The 17,303-nt window shown below is 72.8% G+C and carries 16 protein-coding genes; 11 read left to right on the forward strand and 5 right to left on the reverse strand.

The features are described from left to right. Positions 1-5: 5 nt before the first annotated feature. Complete coding sequence (locus tag FHS37_RS11895) at positions 6-869, reverse strand: DUF3109 family protein (protein WP_184819922.1); 864 nt, start codon at positions 867-869, stop codon at positions 6-8. Positions 870-976: 107 nt separating this feature from the next. Here FHS37_RS11895 and FHS37_RS11900 point away from each other — a divergent pair, with 107 nt between their 5' ends. The 4 genes from FHS37_RS11900 to ilvD all read left to right on the forward strand — a co-directional run bounded on the left by FHS37_RS11900 (position 977) and on the right by ilvD (position 5,586). Beyond that, positions 977-1,945, forward strand: coding sequence for a Ppx/GppA family phosphatase (locus FHS37_RS11900; protein WP_184819924.1), 969 nt, complete (start codon positions 977-979; stop codon positions 1,943-1,945). 177 nt (positions 1,946-2,122) lie between these two features. Beyond that, positions 2,123-2,956, forward strand: a complete 834-nt coding sequence (locus FHS37_RS11905) for a sugar phosphate isomerase/epimerase family protein (protein ID WP_184819926.1) — start codon at positions 2,123-2,125, stop codon at positions 2,954-2,956. Then, positions 2,953-3,600, forward strand: coding sequence for a TetR/AcrR family transcriptional regulator (locus FHS37_RS11910; RefSeq protein WP_184819928.1), 648 nt, complete (start codon positions 2,953-2,955; stop codon positions 3,598-3,600). The genes FHS37_RS11905 and FHS37_RS11910 overlap by 4 nt, the downstream gene beginning before the upstream one ends. Before the next feature lie 132 nt (positions 3,601-3,732). Continuing rightward, positions 3,733-5,586, forward strand: coding sequence for a dihydroxy-acid dehydratase (gene ilvD / locus FHS37_RS11915; protein WP_184819930.1), 1,854 nt, complete (start codon positions 3,733-3,735; stop codon positions 5,584-5,586). Positions 5,587-5,598: 12 nt separating this feature from the next. Here the strand turns inward: ilvD and FHS37_RS11920 are convergent, their stop codons facing one another. Further along, on the reverse strand, positions 5,599-7,749 hold the full coding sequence (locus tag FHS37_RS11920) for a serine/threonine-protein kinase (protein ID WP_184819932.1): 2,151 nt from the start codon (positions 7,747-7,749) through the stop codon (positions 5,599-5,601). A 183-nt stretch (positions 7,750-7,932) separates the two neighbouring features. On the opposite strand from FHS37_RS11920, the gene FHS37_RS11925 reads away from it, so the two are divergent. Next, the gene (locus tag FHS37_RS11925) at positions 7,933-8,259 is read left to right on the forward strand and encodes an SH3 domain-containing protein (protein ID WP_184819934.1); all 327 of its coding nucleotides are present in this window, start codon (positions 7,933-7,935) and stop codon (positions 8,257-8,259) included. 49 nt (positions 8,260-8,308) lie between these two features. Here FHS37_RS11925 and FHS37_RS11930 read toward each other — a convergent pair whose 3' ends face one another. After that, entirely contained in the window at positions 8,309-9,790 is a 1,482-nt protein-coding gene (locus FHS37_RS11930) for an MFS transporter (RefSeq protein WP_184819936.1), read from the reverse strand. A gap of 61 nt (positions 9,791-9,851) precedes the next feature. Between FHS37_RS11930 and FHS37_RS11935 the strand changes: the two genes are divergently transcribed. The 6 genes from FHS37_RS11935 to proC all read left to right on the forward strand — a co-directional run bounded on the left by FHS37_RS11935 (position 9,852) and on the right by proC (position 14,844). Next, entirely contained in the window at positions 9,852-10,823 is a 972-nt protein-coding gene (locus FHS37_RS11935) for a helix-turn-helix transcriptional regulator (protein WP_184819938.1), read from the forward strand. A gap of 132 nt (positions 10,824-10,955) precedes the next feature. Then, complete coding sequence (locus FHS37_RS11940) at positions 10,956-11,459, forward strand: EamA/RhaT family transporter (protein ID WP_184819940.1); 504 nt, start codon at positions 10,956-10,958, stop codon at positions 11,457-11,459. 51 nt (positions 11,460-11,510) lie between these two features. Further along, positions 11,511-12,305 (forward strand): class I SAM-dependent methyltransferase, encoded by a 795-nt coding sequence (locus FHS37_RS11945; RefSeq protein WP_184819942.1) that lies wholly within the window; start codon positions 11,511-11,513, stop codon positions 12,303-12,305. Between the two features lie 32 nt (positions 12,306-12,337). Next, positions 12,338-13,144 (forward strand): ABC transporter ATP-binding protein, encoded by an 807-nt coding sequence (locus FHS37_RS11950; protein ID WP_184819944.1) that lies wholly within the window; start codon positions 12,338-12,340, stop codon positions 13,142-13,144. Beyond that, positions 13,141-13,926 carry an ABC transporter permease gene (locus tag FHS37_RS11955; RefSeq protein ID WP_184819946.1) on the forward strand — a complete coding sequence of 262 codons (786 nt, stop codon included), beginning with the start codon at positions 13,141-13,143 and terminating at the stop codon, positions 13,924-13,926. Before FHS37_RS11950 ends, FHS37_RS11955 begins: the two co-directional genes overlap by 4 nt. Before the next feature lie 105 nt (positions 13,927-14,031). Continuing rightward, positions 14,032-14,844, forward strand: coding sequence for a pyrroline-5-carboxylate reductase (proC, locus tag FHS37_RS11960; protein WP_184819948.1), 813 nt, complete (start codon positions 14,032-14,034; stop codon positions 14,842-14,844). A gap of 24 nt (positions 14,845-14,868) precedes the next feature. Here proC and FHS37_RS11965 read toward each other — a convergent pair whose 3' ends face one another. Continuing rightward, positions 14,869-15,465 (reverse strand): cysteine hydrolase family protein, encoded by a 597-nt coding sequence (locus tag FHS37_RS11965; protein WP_184819951.1) that lies wholly within the window; start codon positions 15,463-15,465, stop codon positions 14,869-14,871. A 143-nt stretch (positions 15,466-15,608) separates the two neighbouring features. Continuing rightward, the gene (trpS, locus tag FHS37_RS11970) at positions 15,609-16,643 is read right to left on the reverse strand and encodes a tryptophan--tRNA ligase (RefSeq protein ID WP_184819954.1); all 1,035 of its coding nucleotides are present in this window, start codon (positions 16,641-16,643) and stop codon (positions 15,609-15,611) included. Between the last annotated feature and the right edge of the window lie 660 nt (positions 16,644-17,303).

Below are 17,303 nucleotides of genomic sequence, written 5' to 3' on the forward strand. Positions count from 1 at the left end.
AGGGGTCAGGCGGGGTCCGCCGGATGCGGGGCCAGCAGGGGCAGTTGCGCGGCCAGCCGCTCCTCGCACAGCTCGACCAGACGGTCGTAGCCGGCCTTGCCCATCAGCTCGGTCAGCTCCGCCCGGTAGGAGACGTACACCGGTTCCCCGGCGCCGTGCGCCGAGGTCGCCGAGGTGCACCACCAGTGCAGGTCGTGGCCGCCCGGACCCCAGCCGCGGCGGTCGTACTCGCCGATCGACACCTGCAGCACGCGCGTGTCGTCGGGCCGGTCGATCCAGTCGTAGGTCCGCCGGATCGGCAGCTGCCAGCACACGTCCGGCTTGGTCTCCAGCGGCTCGCGGCCCTCCCTGAGGGCGAGGATGTGCAGCGAGCAGCCCATGCCGCCCGCGAAACCCGGCCGGTTCTGGAAGATGCACGAGCCCTGGAAGGGCCGGGTCTGGCGGTCGCCGTCCTCGTCCTCGGAGACCCAGCCGTTCCTCGTGCCCTCCTCGTGGTGCTGCCAGATGTCCGGTGTGAGCCTCGCCACATGTCCGGCGACCCGCTTCTCGTCGTCCTCGTCCGAGAAGTGGGCACCCAGGGTGCAGCACCCGTCGTCCGCGCGGCCCGCCTGGATGCCCTGGCAGCCACTGCCGAAGATGCAGTTCCAGCGAGAGGTCAGCCATGTCAGATCGCAGCGGAAGACCTGCTCGTCGTCCGCCGGATCAGGAAACTCCACCCACGCACGGGCGAAGTCGAGGCCCTTCTCGTCGTCCGCCGGCGGCTTCCCCGGCGTCTTCGGTGCGGTCACCCGCGAAGAACCTGCGTCCGGTTCGACCTTCTTGGCCTTCTCGTCCGTCTTCGCGTCCTTCGCCTTTTTCGTCTTTGGCACCCGTCCAGGGTAAGTCGCCCGCGTCTCCGCCCGGGACCGGCCCGTGCGTCGCGGAGGTTGCGCCGAAGGCGGCAGCACACCGCGCTGCGGGCAGTAGCGTTCCGTACATGAGACTCGGTGTCCTCGACGTGGGTTCGAACACGGTGCACCTGCTGGTGGTCGACGCGCACCCCGGCGCGTGCCCGCTGCCCGCGCACTCGCACAAGGCCGAACTGCGCCTCGCCCAGCTCCTGGACGGCAGCGGGGCCATCGGCCCGGACGGGATCGACCGACTGGTCTCGGTCCTCCACGAGGCGCTCCGGGCCGCCGAGGACAAAGGGGTCGAGGAACTGCTGCCGTTCGCGACCTCCGCGGTGCGCGACGCGGACAACGCCGACGACGTCCTCAGCCGCGTGCGCGAGGAGACCGGGGTCGAGCTGCAGGTCCTCAGCGGCGAGGAGGAGGCCCGGCTCACCTTCCTCGCCGCCCGCCGCTGGTTCGGCTGGTCGGCCGGGAAGCTGCTCGTCCTCGACATCGGCGGCGGCTCCCTGGAGATCGCCTACGGCATGGACGAGGAGCCCGACGCCGCCGTGTCGCTGCCGCTGGGCGCCGGCCGCCTCACCGCCGGCTGGCTGCCCGGCGACCCGCCGGAGGCGGAGGACCTCCGCGCGCTGCGCCGCCACGTCCGCACCGAGATCGCCCGCACGGTCGGCGAGTTCAGCCGCCTCGGGGCGCCCGACCACGTGGTGGCCACCTCCAAGACCTTCAAGCAGCTCGCCCGGATCGCCGGTGCGCCCGGCTCCGCCGAGGGCCCGTACGTCCAGCGCGAGCTGAAGCGGGAGTCCCTGGAGGGCTGGGTGCCCCGGCTCGCCGCCATGACCGCCGCGGAGCGCGCCGAACTGCCCGGCGTCTCCGAGGGCCGCGCGGGCCAGCTGCTCGCCGGGGCCCTGGTCGCGGAGGGCGCGATGGACCTGTTCGGCGTGGAACGCCTGGAGATCTGCCCGTGGGCGCTCCGCGAGGGCGTCATCCTGCGCCGCCTGGACCACATGGGGCCGGGGCGGCCGTACGCCGCGGCGCCGAAGGCGGGGGACGGTTAGCTCGATCACACGGCCCCCGGGCGGACGGACCGCCCGGAGGACGGACGGGCGGGCCCCGTCCCGCGGTCTGCCCTGCGGACACGCGGCTCCGGCGGCGACGGGGAGCCCTGGCCGAAGCCGGTCGCCCGGCGCCCGCCCGCCGCCCGTCCGCCGAACGCACCCCGTACCCTGTCCCTCGTGGCAGAACCAGCGGTGCGCATCCCGGATGCGAAGGTCGCTCTGTCGACGGCCTCCGTCTATCCGGAGTCGACGGCGACGGCCTTCGAGATCGCCGCACGCCTCGGGTACGACGGCGTCGAGGTCATGGTGTGGACCGACCCGGTCAGCCAGGACGTCGAGGCGCTGCGCCGGCTCAGCGACTACCACCGCATCCCCATCCTGGCCGTGCACGCCCCCTGCCTGCTCATCACGCAGCGCGTGTGGTCCACCGACCCCTGGACCAAGCTCCAGCGGGCCCGGGCCGCGGCCGAGAAGCTCGGCGCCGGCACCGTCGTCGTCCACCCGCCCTTCCGCTGGCAGCGGCAGTACGCCCGCGACTTCGTGGACGGGATCTGGCGGATGGCGAACGAGACGGACGTGCGGTTCGCCGTCGAGAACATGTACCCCTGGCGCTACCGGGACCGCGAGATGCTGGCGTACGCCCCCGACTGGGACGTCACCAAGGAGGACTACCGCCACTTCACGATCGACCTCAGCCACGCCTCGACCGCCCGCACCGACACCCTGCAGATGATCGACCGCATGGGCGACCGCCTCGGCCACGTCCACCTCGCCGACGGCAAGGGCTCGGCCAAGGACGAGCACCTCGTGCCCGGCCGGGGCGACCAGCCCTGCGCCGAGGTGCTGGAGCGCCTCGCGCTCGGCGGCTTCGACGGCCACGTCGTCATCGAGGTCAACACCCGCCGCGCCATGTCGAGCGCGGAGCGCGAGGCCGACCTGGCCGAGGCGCTGGCGTTCACCCGCCTGCACCTGGCCTCCGCCTCCTCCGCGGCCCGGGCGCCGCGGCGATGACCGGCGTCGCCGCGAGCGACGGCCCGGACGCGTCCGCGCGGCCGAACGGCACCCCCCGGCGCCGCGGCCGCCCCCCGCGCACGGAGTCGGCCGGCACCCGCGACCGCATCCTCGCCGCGGCCCGCGAGGAGTTCTCCGAGCGCGGGTACGAGAAGACGTCCGTACGGGGCATCGCCAAGTCGGCCGGGGTCGACTCCGCGCTGGTGCACCACTACTTCGGCACCAAGGAGCAGGTGTTCGAGGCGGCCGTCGAGGTCGCCTTCGCACCCGCCCTCAAGGCCCGGGACACGGTGCTCGACGGCCCGCTCGACGAGGTGGGCGAGCGGATGACCCGGATGATCCTCGGTCTCTGGGAGAACCCGGTCACCCGGGCCCCGCTGCTCGCGATCGTCCGCTCCGCCGTGAACAACGAGACCGCGGCCGGCGTCTTCCGCCGGCTGATCGCCTCGCAGCTGCTGCGCCGCATCGCGGGACAGCTCGACCTGCCGGACGCGGAGCTGCGCGCGGAGCTCGCCGCCGCGCAACTGGTCGGGATCGCGATGATCCGGTACGTGATCAAGGTGGAGCCGCTGGCGTCGGCGGATCCGGAGGAGATCGTCAGACGGGTGGCACCGGTGGTGCAGGGGCACCTCACCCGCCCCTGACACCTCCGCGGACCGAGACATGCGTCCCGCATTCCGGACACCTCGTCCCGCCCTCTGGATGACCGGCGTACGCTCGGTGCAGTCAGAACTCTCTGGCCGACACTCCCCGAAGGTCTGAAGGAGCGAGCGACGATGCCCGAGCTGAGGTCCCGCACAGTCACCCACGGCCGCAACATGGCGGGCGCCCGCGCCCTGATGCGCGCTTCCGGTGTACCGGGTGCGGACATCGGCCGCAAGCCGGTCATCGCCGTCGCCAACAGCTTCACGGAGTTCGTCCCCGGCCACACCCACCTCGCACCGGTCGGCCGGATCGTCAGCGAGGCCGTCAAGGAGGCCGGCGGCATCCCGCGCGAGTTCAACACGATCGCCGTCGACGACGGCATCGCGATGGGCCACGGCGGCATGCTCTACTCGCTGCCCTCCCGCGACCTGATCGCGGACAGCGTGGAGTACATGGTCGAGGCCCACCGCGCCGACGCCCTGATCTGCATCTCCAACTGCGACAAGATCACCCCGGGCATGCTCAACGCGGCCCTGCGCCTGAACATCCCCACGGTCTTCGTCTCCGGCGGTCCGATGGAGTCCGGCCGGGCCACCCTGGTCGACGGCACGGTGCGCACGCTGGACCTGGTCGACGCCATGGTCGAGGCCGCCAACGACAAGGTCTCCGACGCGGACGTCCTCCGCATCGAGGAGAACGCCTGTCCGACCTGCGGCTCCTGCTCCGGCATGTTCACCGCCAACTCGATGAACTGCCTGACCGAGGCCATGGGACTCTCCCTCCCCGGCAACGGCTCGGTGCTCGCCACCCACACCGCCCGCAAGGCGCTCTACGAGAACGCCGCCCGCACGGTGATGGACCTCACCCGCCGCTACTACGAGCAGGACGACGACTCGGTCCTGCCCCGCTCCATCGCCACCTTCCGGGCCTTCGAGAACGCGATGGCCCTGGACATCGCCATGGGCGGCTCGACCAACACGATCCTGCACCTGCTGGCCGCCGCCCAGGAGGCGGAGGTCCCCTTCGGCCTCACCGAGATCGACGCCCTCTCGCGCCGCGTGCCGTGCCTCGCGAAGGTCGCCCCCAACGTCGCCAAGGACCGCACGTACTACATGGAGGACGTGCACCGCGCCGGCGGCATCCCCGCCCTCCTCGGCGAGCTGCACCGGGCCGGCCTGCTCAACGAGGACGTCCACGCCGTCCACAGCCCGTCCCTGGCCGACTGGCTGAAGACCTGGGACATCCGCGGCGGCTCCCCGTCGGCGGAGGCGGTGGAGCTGTGGCACGCGGCCCCGGGGTGCGTGCGCTCGGCCGAGGCCTTCTCCCAGTCCGAGCGCTGGGACACCCTCGACGAGGACGCCGAGGGCGGCTGCATCCGCTCCGCCGAGCACGCCTACTCCAAGGACGGCGGCCTGGCGGTCCTGCGCGGCAACCTCGCGGTCGACGGCTGCGTCGTGAAGACGGCCGGCGTCGACGAGTCCATCTGGACCTTCGAGGGCCCGGCGGTCGTCTGCGAGTCGCAGGACGAGGCCGTCGAGAAGATCCTCACCAAGCAGGTCAAGGAGGGCGACGTCGTCGTCATCCGCTACGAGGGCCCCAAGGGCGGCCCCGGCATGCAGGAGATGCTCTACCCGACGTCGTACCTGAAGAGCCGCGGCCTGGGCAAGGCCTGTGCCCTGGTCACCGACGGCCGCTTCTCCGGCGGCACCTCCGGCCTGTCCATCGGCCACGCCTCCCCCGAGGCGGCCTCCGGCGGCACCATCGCCCTGGTCGAGGACGGCGACCGCATCCGCATCGACATCCCGAACCGCTCGATCGAGCTGCTGGTCGACGACGCCGAGCTCGCCCGCCGTGAGCAGGCCCTCGACGGCCGCTACGCCCCGAAGAACCGCGAGCGCAGGGTCTCCGCGGCCCTGAAGGCGTACGCGGCGATGGCGACGAGCGCGGACAAGGGCGCGGTGCGGGACGTGAGCAAGCTGGGCTGACGCCCGGCGGGGTCACCAGTCCGCCGGGTCGCCCCCCGCCACGCCGAACACGGTCCCGTCGGGCGCACCGGCGTAGACGTGACCGCCCGCGAGCACCGGCGTGGGCAGCGAGGCGGGCACCCGGTCGGATGCGGCGCCGAGCCGCGGCCGGGTCTGCCCGAGGAGCTTCCCCTCGCGGGCGTCGACGCCCAGCAGCCGCCCGTCGGGAGCGGTGACGTACACGTGCCGCCCGTCGGAGACGGGCACCGAGCCCCGGCTCACGCCCGTCTCCAGCCGCCACCGCTGCTTCCCCGCCGCCACGTCGACGGCCACCAGCGAACCGCCCGCGCCCATGAGGTACACGGTGTCCCCGTGGACGCCGGCCTCCGCCTGCGCGACCGGCACGGGCAGCGTCACCCGGCGGGTGTCCCCGGTGCCGGGCGCGTAGCGGAGCACGGCCTTCGCGTCCCCGTACACGTCGCCGCCGGCGACGAGGTACACGGCCCCGTCCGCCGCCCCCACGGGCGTCAGGGACCCCTCCAGCTCCGCGTCCCACCGCACGTCGCCCGTCGCCGGGTCCACCGCGGTGACGCGGGTCCCGCTGCCGTCCGCGGACGGACTCGTCGCGTACGCCGACGGTTTCCCGGCCTCCCCGGCGAACGCGGAGAAGTACGGCACGGCCTGCCCCGGGATCCGGCGGGACCACATGGTCTCGCCGGAGGCGCTGTCCACACCCGTGACCGTCCCGTCGGAGCGGGTCAGCAGGAGCATGTCGCCGACCGTCCGCATCCCGTCGTACTCGGGCGGGTCCTCCTGCCACACCGGCTCGCCCGTGGCCGGATCAAGCGCCTCCAGGGCGCCGATCAGGTCGGGGGAGGGCTGGACGAGGCCGCCCGACACGACCGGCGGTCCGCTCCGCGTCGTCCCCGCGACCTCGTGCCGCCACAGGGTGCGGCCGTCGGCCGGGTCGAGGGCGGAGACCAGGCCGGGCAGCGCGCACAGCAACCGCCGCGCCCCGTACGAGCACTGGGGCATGCCGCCGTGCTCCGAGGCCGCCTCCCACGCGCCGAAGCCGCCCGGCGCGCTCTGCGCGGCGGCGGTCCTCCGCGCCGGTTCCGTGCCGCCGGACACCTGGACCGCCGTCAGCCCGCCGAGCACGGCGAGGCAGAGCGCCCCGGCCACCAGAGCGGCCCGCCCGCCGAGACGCCGAGCGGGCCGCTCCCGGGGACCGTCCTGCGGGGACTCCGGCGCGGTCTCCTCCGGTGTCTCCCGCGCCTCCCGCGCCTCCTGCGCCTCCTGCGCCTCCTGCGTCTCGGGCGTCCGCGGCGCCGGTGCGAACACCTGCGTGTCGTACGCCGCCGCCACCGACCGCAGCTCCCGCATCAGCTCGTCCGGCGTGGGCCGGGCGTCGGGCTCCTTGGCGAGACACCGCAGCACCAGCGGCGCGAGCGACTCCGGTACGCCGGTCAGGTCGGGTTCGTCGTGCACGACCTGGTAGGCGACGAGGTACGGGCTGTCGGAGTCGAACGGACCGCGTCCCGTCGTCGCGTGCACCATGAGTGACCCGAGTGCGAACACGTCGGCCGCGGGGCCCACTTCCCGGGGCCGCCGGAACTGCTCGGGCGCCATGAACGGCGGCGTGCCGATCAGCTTCCCCGTCTCGGTCCGCAGTTCGCTGTCCTTCGGCCGGGAGATGCCGAAGTCGATGACCTTCGGCCCGTCCTCGGCGAGCAGCACGTTGCTCGGCTTCAGGTCCCGGTGCACGACCCCGACCCGGTGGATGTCGCGCAGTGCCTCCGCGAGCCCGGCCATCAGCCGACGCGACTGGTCCGGGTCCATGGGCCCGTTCCGCTTCACCTGCTCGGAGAGCGTCGGGCCGGGGATGTACAAGGTGGCCATCCAGGGCCGCCCGCTCTCCGGGTCGGCGTCGACGACCGGCGCCGTGAACGCCCCGCTCACCCGCCGCGCCGCGGCCACCTCCTGCCGGAAACGCCCTCTGAACTCGGGGTCCACGGCGTACCGGGCGTGCACGACCTTCACCGCGACCCGCATCCCGGAGGTGCTCCGGGCCAGATGCACGACGCCCATGCCACCCGAACCCAGGCAGGTCTCCAGACGGTAGTGACCGGAGTACTCCGGAAGTTCCGCTTCCGCGCCCGCTCCGGCGTTCCGCTGCGACGCCATGGAACCACCCCCGTGCTGTTCGTCCGCGCGCGCGACGCTCGGAGCCTAGTCGATGGCGCGTGGGGGACCGAGGCGGCCCGCCCGCCTCCGCGTGCGAGTCGCGAACTGGTGTTTCATGTCTTGTTCCAGGGGAATCAACGTGGCCCCACGACAGTCGTGGGGCGCAACGGGGGAGGTTTTCTCATGTCTGTCGACCAGACCCGGGACATCGCGGGCGAGGACGAGAAGGCGGCCGCGCGGGCCGTCACCACGGTGGCCGCGTCCGCGGCCTCCTACCCGGTGGCGCCGGGCCACCGGCTGAACGTCCGCAGCGGCCCCGGCACCGGCTACTCCGTCGTACGGGTCCTGCCCGAGGGCGCCAGTGTCCGGATCAACTGCCAGACGCCGGGCACCTGGGTGTCGGGCCCGTACGGCACCTCGAACATCTGGGACAACATCGGCAGCGGCCAGTACGTCTCCGACGCGTACATCCGCACCGGCAGCGACGGGTACGTCGCCCCCCGCTGCTAGTGACGTCCCTGCACCGGCAAGGCGCCGGCGCAGGGAGCCCGGCACGGACTCACCGGTCGGCGTCCCCGGCCGCGGTCCTGGGGAGAGCGAGCATCACGAGTGCCGTCACGACGTAGAGCACCGCGGAGACGGCGAGGACGATGCCGAGCGCGTGACCGTGGTCGGCCCGTCCCGGTGTGCCGGTCGCCGATCCGCTGACGGCGGTGAAGAAGACCGTGCCGAGAACGGCGATGCCGAGGGCGCCGCCGATCTGGTTGACGGTGGAGAGCACCCCGCCCGCGGCGCCCGCGTTGCGGGCGGGGACACCGGCGAGGACGACGTTGACGAGGACGGGGGCGGCAAGACCGAGCCCGAGGCCGCCGATGAGAAGGGCGGGGGCGAGCTGCCAGTAGCCGGGATCGTCGCCGCCCCTGACGACCGCCCACAGGACGACCTGGGACGCGGCGACGGTGAGCGAGCCGGCGATCAGCAGGGCCCTCCCGGCCTCGGCGGCGAGAACGACTCCGAGCCCCGAGGTGATGATCGAGCCGAACGCGTAGGGGAGGATCACCAGGCCGGTCTCCCACGCGGTGCGACCGGTGCCGACCTGGAGGTAGACCGACAGCGTGAGGAAGAACGGCCCCAGGCCGCCGAAGAAGAGCACGGACGCGCTCAGGCCGGTCACGAAGGCACGGACGCGGAGCAGAGCCGGATCGAGGACGGGTTCGCCCCCGCGTCCGGTCAGGCGGCGCTCGTGGACGAGGAAGAGCACCAGCACGACGATTCCGGCGGCCAGGAGGGCGTGACTGGCCGCGGTCCATCCCCAGGCACCGGTCTGGATGATCGGCAACAGCAGGAGCAGGATGCCCGAGGCCGCGAGCAGCGCGCCCAGGAGGTCCAGGCGCGCGGTCGAGGCGGAGCGGGACTCCGGCAGGACCTTCGCGCCGGTGACGAGCGCCAGGACCGAGACGGGCACGTTGATCCAGAAGATCGTGCGCCACCCCAGTCCGAACAGGTCGGCTTCGACGAGCAGCCCGCCCAACAGCGGCCCGGCGACCGAGGCGAGACCCTGGACGGCCCCGTAGGCGCCGAACGCCTTGGCGCGCTCGCCGGGAGCGAACGACGCCCGGATGATCCCGAACACCTGCGGGACCATGACGCCCGCGGCCAGCCCCTGCGCGGCGCGCATGCCGATGAGCGTTCCCGGACCGGCGGCCAGCGCGCAGAGCGCGGAGGTGAGCGTGAACCCGCCCAGCCCGATCATGAACAGGCGCTTGCGGCCGTACCGGTCACCGAGTCGCCCGCCGGTGACCAGGCCCGCGCCCAGGGCCAGGACGTAGGCGGCGATCATCCACTGGATCTGGGCGTCGTCGGCCCCCAGGTCCCGGGCCATCGCCGGGGCCGCGACGGTGACGATCGTCGCGTCGAGGAGGTCCAGGAAGGAGCCCAGGAGCACCACCAGGAGCGCCGCGCCCGCGCCCGGGCCGGAGACGAGTGCTGAGGAGGCGGCGGGTGCGCGCGCCCCCTCCTGACGGATCTTCGAATCGGTCATGAAGGCCACGTTGACAGCTATAGTTGCCACCGAGTGACCGCTATGGGCGAGGGGGCGAGCGATGGCCGCCACCTCCGCGCGGACGCTCAAGCTGCTGTCGGTCCTCGGGACCGGCGCGACCCTGACCGCCGAGGAGCTCGCCACCAGACTCGGGGCGTCCGTGCGGACCGTACGGCGCGACATCGACACGCTCAGGGAGCTCGGGTACGACATCGAGGCGGTGCGCGGGGTGGGCGGGGGCTACCGGCTCGGTCGCGCCACCCGGTTGCCGCCGGTCGTCTTCGACGAGGACCAGGCCGTCGCGGCGGCCGTCGCGCTCCAGACCGTCCCCGCCGTCCTGTCCGGCATCCGCGGGAACGCGGCCCGCGCCCTCACCACGCTGCGGCAGGCGATGCCCGCCCGCAGCCGTGTCCACGCCGAGGCGTTCACCGTCTCCGCGGCGCGCAACTACTGGGAGTTCCCCGCGGCGCCCATCGACGCCGAGGCCGTCGGCGTCATCGGTGACGCGATCCACCGACGGCACGTCCTCCGGGCGGACCACACCGGCGAGGACGGGCCGACGACGCTCACGCTGGAACCGCACCACCTCGTCGTGTGGGCGGCACGGTGGTACCTCGTCGCGTTCGAACCGGACGCGGACCGATGGCGCGCGATGCGCGTCGACCGCCTCGAACCGCGCATGCCCACGGGGAGGACCTTCGACCGCCGCGACGTCCCGCACGGCGATCCGGTCGCATTCGTCATGAGCACGCACGACCGCGGTGACACCCCGGCGGACTGGCCGTGCCGCGGGTCGGCGCTCGTCGCGCTGCCTGCGCCCGTGGTCGCCCGGTTCGCCCCCGGCGGATCGACGGTCGAGCACGTCACCGACTCCAGCTGCCGGCTCACGCTCGGCGCGTGGTCGTGGGCCGGCCTGGCGGGCCTGCTCCTGACGTTCGACGCCGACGTCACGGACATCGAGCCGGCCGAGGTCAGGCAGGCGCTGCGCTCCTTGCGCACCCGCATCGACGAAGGACTCGGACACACCGGGTGAGCCCACCGGGACGTGCCGGGCCGGGGACTCCCGCCCCAGCCGGGGCGGCGCATCGCGTGCGCGGGGGGCCGGAAGGCGCCGGCGCAGCAGGGGGCTCCCGGGCGCACGCGGGGGAGGAGTCACAATCGACCCGTGAGCGCAGCAGAGAACGACACGAACGTCCCGGACACTCCCACCGGTCCCCGCCCCGAGCCCATCCGCTTCTTCGGCACCACCTGGGTCGACCACTCCGGCGGCTACGCCGCCCGCCGCGTCGGCGTCGCCGTCGGCTCCCTCGCCGCCGCGGCCGCCTCCTGCCTCGTCCTGCGCATCGCCTACCAGGGCCTCCGGATCGCCGACATCGGCAGCTTCGTCACGGTCCTCACGGTCGTGATGTTCGCGACCTGCAGCGCGCTCGCCTTCCGCCACACCTGGTCGGCCTTCACCGCCCGCCCCGACCCCGACCGCCAGGCCTCCCTCCGCGGACTCCTGACCATCGGCTTCGTCGGCTCACTCCTCGCCTACTTCTTCCGCTCCCTCACCGAGGCCCCGGGCGAGAAGCTCCACCGCGCGGAGTACGGGAAGGCCCGCGAGGAGTACGAGAAGCGCGTCACCCGCCGCTCGGGCAACCCGTCGAAGAAGCGCCGCCGCTCCTGAACCCGCCGGGAAACCCCGGCGCCCCACCCCTCACCCGGCCACCATGGCCGCATGACGACGCCGAGGGCCGACCAGGCCACCCACGCCGCCCGAGCCCACTCCTTCAACGCCGCGGCCGCCCAGTACGCGGCGAACCGTCCCTCCTACCCGCCCGCGCTCTTCGACGCGATCGAGGAACTGACCGGCCGCCCCCTCGCCGGCTCCCGGGTCGTGGACGTCGGCGCCGGCACGGGCATGGCGACCGCCCGGCTGCACGCGCGCGGCGCCGACGTGATCGCCGTCGAGCCCGGCGACGGCATGGCGGCCGAGTTCCGCCGCGCCCTCCCCGACGTACCGGTCGTCCGGGGCGACGGCAACGCGCTCCCCCTCGCCGACCACTGCGCCGACCTGCTCACCTACGCCCAGGCCTGGCACTGGACCGACCCCGCCCGCGCCGTCCCGGAGGCGATACGGGTCCTGCGCCCGGGCGGCGCACTCGCCCTGTGGTGGAACACCAGCGCGCTCGACGTGCCGTGGATCGGCGAGGCGGCCGAACGCGCCGGCCGCCGTTTCGGCATCGACCTCTCCGCCGAGAAACGCAACGCCGACGCCCGCGTCGCCGACCCCACCGGCCGCCTCGACTTTTTTCGCCGCGACATCCGCTGGAGCCGTCGCGTCCCCCTCGACACCCACCTGGCCAACCTCGGCAGCCACTCGTTCCTCCTGACCCAGGGCGCGGAACGCGGCGCGGCCCACCTCGCCGAGGAGCGACGGCACGTCCTGGAGGTCTTCCCGGACGGGATCGTCGAGGAGACCTACGACGTCGTCCTCCTCCTCGCGACGACACCTCCCACCTCGACGGCTTGACGCCTCCCCGGGCCGGGAGGAGTATTCATCGCATGATGAATTACTCCTCCCGGCCACCGGAGGACCCGGCCGTCCGCGCCCAGGACCTCACCGTCGTCCGAGGCGCCCGCACGGTCCTGCGCGGCCTCGACTTCACCGTCCCGCGCGGTCAGGTCACCGGCCTCCTCGGCCCGTCCGGCTGCGGCAAGTCGACCCTGATGCGCGCCGTCGTCGGCACCCAGGCCAAGGTCACCGGCGCCCTGGACGTCCTCGGCCGCCCCGCAGGCCACCCCGCCCTGCGCACCCGCATCGGATACGTCACCCAGGCGCCCTCGGTCTACGACGACCTGACCGTCCGCCAGAACCTCGACTACTTCGCCGCGATCCTCCGCCCCGGCAGCGCGTCCGCCGACCGCCGCCAGGACGTGGAGCGCGTCCTCACCGACGTCGACCTCACCCCCCACGCCGACGCCCTCGCCGGCGCCCTCTCCGGCGGCCAGCGCAGCCGCGTCTCCCTCGCCGTGGCCCTACTCGGCACCCCCGAACTCCTGGTCCTCGACGAACCCACCGTCGGCCTCGACCCGGTCCTGCGCCGCGACCTCTGGCGGCTCTTCCACACCCTCGCCGCCGAACGCGGCGCCACCCTGCTGATCTCCTCCCACGTCATGGACGAGGCCGAGCGCTGCCACCGCCTCCTCCTCATGCGCGCGGGCGAGATCCTCGCCGACGACACCCCCGACGCCCTCCGCACCCGCACCGGCTCCGAGACCGTCGAGGCGGCCTTCCTGCACCTGGTGGACGCGGCGAACGCGGCAGGCAGTACAGGCCGTACAGGCCGTACGAAGGAGACCACCCGATGAGCACCCCCCACCCGGCGACGGTCACACCGGCTCCGACCGGTGCCCTGAACCTCTCCCGCACCACCGCCACCGCGGCCCGGGTCCTGCGCCAGCTCCGCCACGACCCGCGCACCGTCGCGCTGATGCTGCTCGTCCCCTGCCTGATGCTGCTGCTGCTCCGCTACGTCTTCGACGGCAGCCCGCGCACCTTCGACAACATCGGCGCATCACTCCTGGGGATCTTCCCCCTGATCACGATGTTCCTGGTCACCTCGATCGCCACCCTGCGCGAACGCACCTCCGGCACCCTCGAACGCCTCCTCGCCATGCCCCTCGGCAAGGGCGACCTGATCGCCGGCTACGCCCTCGCCTTCGGCGCCCTCGCGATCGTCCAGTCCACCCTCGCCACGGGCCTCGCCGTCTGGTTCCTGGGCCTCGACGTCACCGGCAGCCCCTGGCTGCTCCTCCTGGTGGCCCTGCTCGACGCCCTCCTCGGCACCGCCCTCGGCCTGTTCGTCTCGGCCTTCGCGGCCTCGGAGTTCCAGGCGGTCCAGTTCATGCCGGCGGTGATCTTCCCCCAGCTCCTCCTCTGCGGCCTGTTCACCCCGCGCGACGCCATGCACCCGGTCCTCGAGGGCGTCTCCGACGTCCTCCCCATGTCCTACGCCGTGGACGGCATGAACGAGGTCCTCAGGCACACCGACATGACCGCCGCCTTCGTCCGCGACGTCCTGATCGTCGCCGGCTGCGCCCTGCTCGTCCTCGGCCTCGGCGCCGCCACCCTGCGCCGCAGGACGGCGTGACCGGCCCCCGCCTCCCGTCCCGCCCACCGGACACGACCCCGTCCCCACGCCCCCGGGTGCGAGGATGAACCAGGACGACGCACACCCCGGAGGGCACCCCCAGCCATGACCCAGAAAGTCGCAGTCCTCGGCACCGGCAAGATCGGCGAAGCCCTGCTCAGCGGAATGATCCGCGCCGGCTGGGCCCCCGCCGACCTCCTGGTCACCGCCCGCCGCCGGGAACGGGCCGAAGAACTCCGCACCCGCTACGGAGTCACCCCGGTCTCCAACCAGGAAGCCGCCAAGACCGCCGACACCCTGATCCTCACGGTCAAACCGCAGGACATGGGCGCCCTCCTCGACGAACTCGCCCCGCACGTACCCGCCGACCGCCTGGTCATCAGCGGCGCCGCCGGCATCCCGACCGCCTTCTTCGAGGACCGCCTCGCCGCCGGTACCCCCGTGGTCCGCGTCATGACCAACACCCCCGCCCTCGTCGACGAGGCCATGTCGGTCATCTCCGCCGGCAGCCACGCCACCGCCGACCACCTCGCCCACGCCGAGGAGATCTTCGGAGCCGTCGGCAAGACCCTCCGCGTCCCCGAGTCCCAGCAGGACGCCTGCACCGCCCTCTCCGGCTCCGGCCCGGCGTACTTCTTCTACCTGGTCGAAGCCATGACCGACGCCGGCATCCTGCTCGGTCTGCCCCGCGACAAGGCCCACGACCTGATCGTCCAGTCCGCGATCGGTGCCGCCACCATGCTCCGCGACAGCGGCGAACACCCGGTGAAGCTCCGCGAGAACGTCACCTCCCCCGCCGGCACCACCATCAGCGCCATCCGCGAACTCGAGAACCACGGCGTACGAGCGGCCCTCATCGCCGCCCTGGAAGCCGCCCGCGACCGCAGCCGCGAACTGGCCACCGGCACCAAGGACTGACCGAACCGGCCCGCCCGGGGGCGGTCACACCACCGCGTCCAGCACCTCCTTCGTGGTCACCACACGCGCGAAGCCGTCCCCGTGCAGGGACACCGCCGACGCCTGCGCCAGCTCGTCCGCACTGCGCCACCAGCCGAACGGCCCCTCCACGTCGAAGGTGTACGTCGCGTCGTACGCCACCACCACGTCGTACCCCAGGTTCCCGCCCATCCGGGCCGTCGTCTCCACGCACATGTTGGTCTGGATCCCGGTCAGCACGATCTGGGAGATCCCCGCGCCCCTCAGCCAGGCGTCGAGATCGGGCGAACCGTAGAACGCCGAGTTCACGCTCTTCGTCACCAGCAGCTCCGCCCCCGCGCCCCCCTTCCCGCGCCGCGCCTCCACGTACTCCTTGAACTCGTTGCCCTCCTGCCCCGGCCGCAACGGCGACTCCGGATTGACCGAGTCGTGCCGCACGAACACGACCGGTCGGCCCGACGTCTGCCACGCGTCGAGGAGCGAGGCGATGTTGTCGTCCGCCCCGGGGTTGTTCCGCGGCCCCCAGAACGCGAGGTCCTCGAAGCCCTTCTGCACGTCGACGACCACCAGCGCCGCGTTGTCAGCGATCTCTGCGATGTCCATGTCCCTGATCGTGGCGCCCCGCTGCCCCGCACCCCAGGGGCACAAAGGTCAGTGATCGAGGATTTACTGCCACGGAGCCGGCCTCGGCGGCGAGGGCACGATGCGTCGACACACCGCAACGCGCCCCGCCGTCGGCCCCGCGCCTACCGGGCGGCGTTCAGCGCGGGAGCCCCGGTCTCCACGTCCGCCGGCAACAGCCCGATCGCCCGGTACGCCGCATCCACGGTCGGCCGGGCCATGGCCCGCGCCCGCTCCGCACCATCCCGCAGCACCCCCTCCACGTAGCCAGGATCCGCGCACAACTCCTTGTGCCTCTCCTGCACGGGCCTCAGGACCTCGACCACGGCCTCCGCGGTGTCCCTCTTCAAAGCGCCGTACGACTCATATACACCGCCCAACGCCTCCGGGTTCCCACCCGAGCACGCCGCGAGGATCTCCAGCAGATTGGCCACCCCCGGCCGGGACTCCCGGTCGTACACGACGTCCCGCCCGCTGTCGGTCACCGCCCGCATGACCTTCCTCCGCACCACGTCCGGCTCGTCCAGCAGGTAGACGATCCCCGGCCCCGTGTCGTCGCTCTTGCCCATCTTCGACGCCGGGTCCTGCAGGTTCATCACCCGCGCCGCCACCGTCGGACGCGTGGCCCGCGGCACCACGAACGTGTGCCCGTACCGCTGGTTGAACCGCACCGCGAGATCCCGCGTCAGCTCCACGTGCTGCACCTGGTCGTCCCCGACCGGCACCTCGTCGGCCCCGTACGCCAGGATGTCCGCCGCCATCAGCACCGGGTACGTCAGCAGCGACAGCCGCACGCTGCCACCCCGCCGCTGCTCCCGGGCGGCCTTCTCCTTGTACTGGATCATCCGCCGCATCTCGCCGTCCGTGGCCACGCACTCGAGCAGATACGACAGCCGCGCGTGCTCGTCCACGTGGCTCTGCACGAACACCGTGCACAGCCGCGGATCCAGCCCGGCCGCCAGCAGCAGCGTCGCCGCCTGCCGGCTCAGCCTGCGCACCCGCGCGGGATCGTGGTCCACGGTCAGCGCGTGCAGGTCGACGATGCAGAACAGCGCCTCCGCCCGGTGCTGGTCGACGGCGACCCACTGCCGCATGGCCCCCAGGTAGTTCCCCAGCGTCAGGTGCCCGGTCGGCTTGATCCCGCTGAAGACCCGTGTCATCTCTTCTCCGTCTCCTGGTCGAGGCCGCCGTCCCGGTCGGCCGCCCCTCGGAGTCCCGGAGGAGAAAACAAGAGCGGCCGCCGAGGCGGCGGCCGCTGAGTGCATACGTAAGGCGGCCGCCGTCAGGCGGCCCACCAGAACTGGCAGTACGTACGCGTCGTCATGCGGACCAGAGTAGCCCTCCGGGGTGGGACGAGGGCGAGGGTTGACACAGCCCGACCGGATCCGTAGTGTTCTCCGGGTTGCCCGACGTGAGCGCCGACTCCGGTCGGTCCCCGGGCAACCATTCCGCACCACCACCATTACTCGACAACAGTCGTATGTCTGCCGTCGTTTCATTGGCATGCGTATTTGCGAAATGAGGAATCCGTGCCCGAAAGGGCGTCGGCCCCCGATTAGCTCGGGGGCAGGGAATCCGCTAAAGTCTCACTCGTCGGAACGGCCCAACGGCCGGGAAGGCACCCCCCTCTGACGGGGAGTCAGGCCCGAAAGGATCTGATAGAGTCGGAACCGCCGGAAAGGGAAACGCGGAAGCGGGAACCTGGAAAGCACCGAGGAAATCGGATCGGAAAGATCTGATAGAGTCGGAAACACCGAAGGGAAGCGCCCGGAGGAAAGCCCGAGAGGGTGAGTACGAAGGAAGCGTCCGTTCCTTGAGAA

Source organism: Streptomyces griseomycini (genome assembly GCF_014203535.1).
GTDB classification, from domain to species: domain Bacteria; phylum Actinomycetota; class Actinomycetes; order Streptomycetales; family Streptomycetaceae; genus Streptomyces; species Streptomyces griseomycini.

Coding starts and splice junctions, on each gene's coding strand:
- FHS37_RS11900 (WP_184819924.1), top strand. CDS start 977: ATGAGACTCGGTGTCCTCGACGTGGGTTCGAACACGGTGCACCTGCTG.
- FHS37_RS11910 (WP_184819928.1), top strand. CDS start 2,953: ATGACCGGCGTCGCCGCGAGCGACGGCCCGGACGCGTCCGCGCGGCCG.
- ilvD (WP_184819930.1), top strand. CDS start 3,733: ATGCCCGAGCTGAGGTCCCGCACAGTCACCCACGGCCGCAACATGGCG.
- FHS37_RS11920 (WP_184819932.1), bottom strand. CDS start 7,749: ATGGCGTCGCAGCGGAACGCCGGAGCGGGCGCGGAAGCGGAACTTCCG.
- FHS37_RS11925 (WP_184819934.1), top strand. CDS start 7,933: ATGTCTGTCGACCAGACCCGGGACATCGCGGGCGAGGACGAGAAGGCG.
- FHS37_RS11930 (WP_184819936.1), bottom strand. CDS start 9,790: ATGACCGATTCGAAGATCCGTCAGGAGGGGGCGCGCGCACCCGCCGCC.
- FHS37_RS11935 (WP_184819938.1), top strand. CDS start 9,852: ATGGCCGCCACCTCCGCGCGGACGCTCAAGCTGCTGTCGGTCCTCGGG.
- FHS37_RS11945 (WP_184819942.1), top strand. CDS start 11,511: ATGACGACGCCGAGGGCCGACCAGGCCACCCACGCCGCCCGAGCCCAC.
- FHS37_RS11950 (WP_184819944.1), top strand. CDS start 12,338: ATGATGAATTACTCCTCCCGGCCACCGGAGGACCCGGCCGTCCGCGCC.
- FHS37_RS11955 (WP_184819946.1), top strand. CDS start 13,141: ATGAGCACCCCCCACCCGGCGACGGTCACACCGGCTCCGACCGGTGCC.
- proC (WP_184819948.1), top strand. CDS start 14,032: ATGACCCAGAAAGTCGCAGTCCTCGGCACCGGCAAGATCGGCGAAGCC.
- FHS37_RS11965 (WP_184819951.1), bottom strand. CDS start 15,465: ATGGACATCGCAGAGATCGCTGACAACGCGGCGCTGGTGGTCGTCGAC.
- trpS (WP_184819954.1), bottom strand. CDS start 16,643: ATGACACGGGTCTTCAGCGGGATCAAGCCGACCGGGCACCTGACGCTG.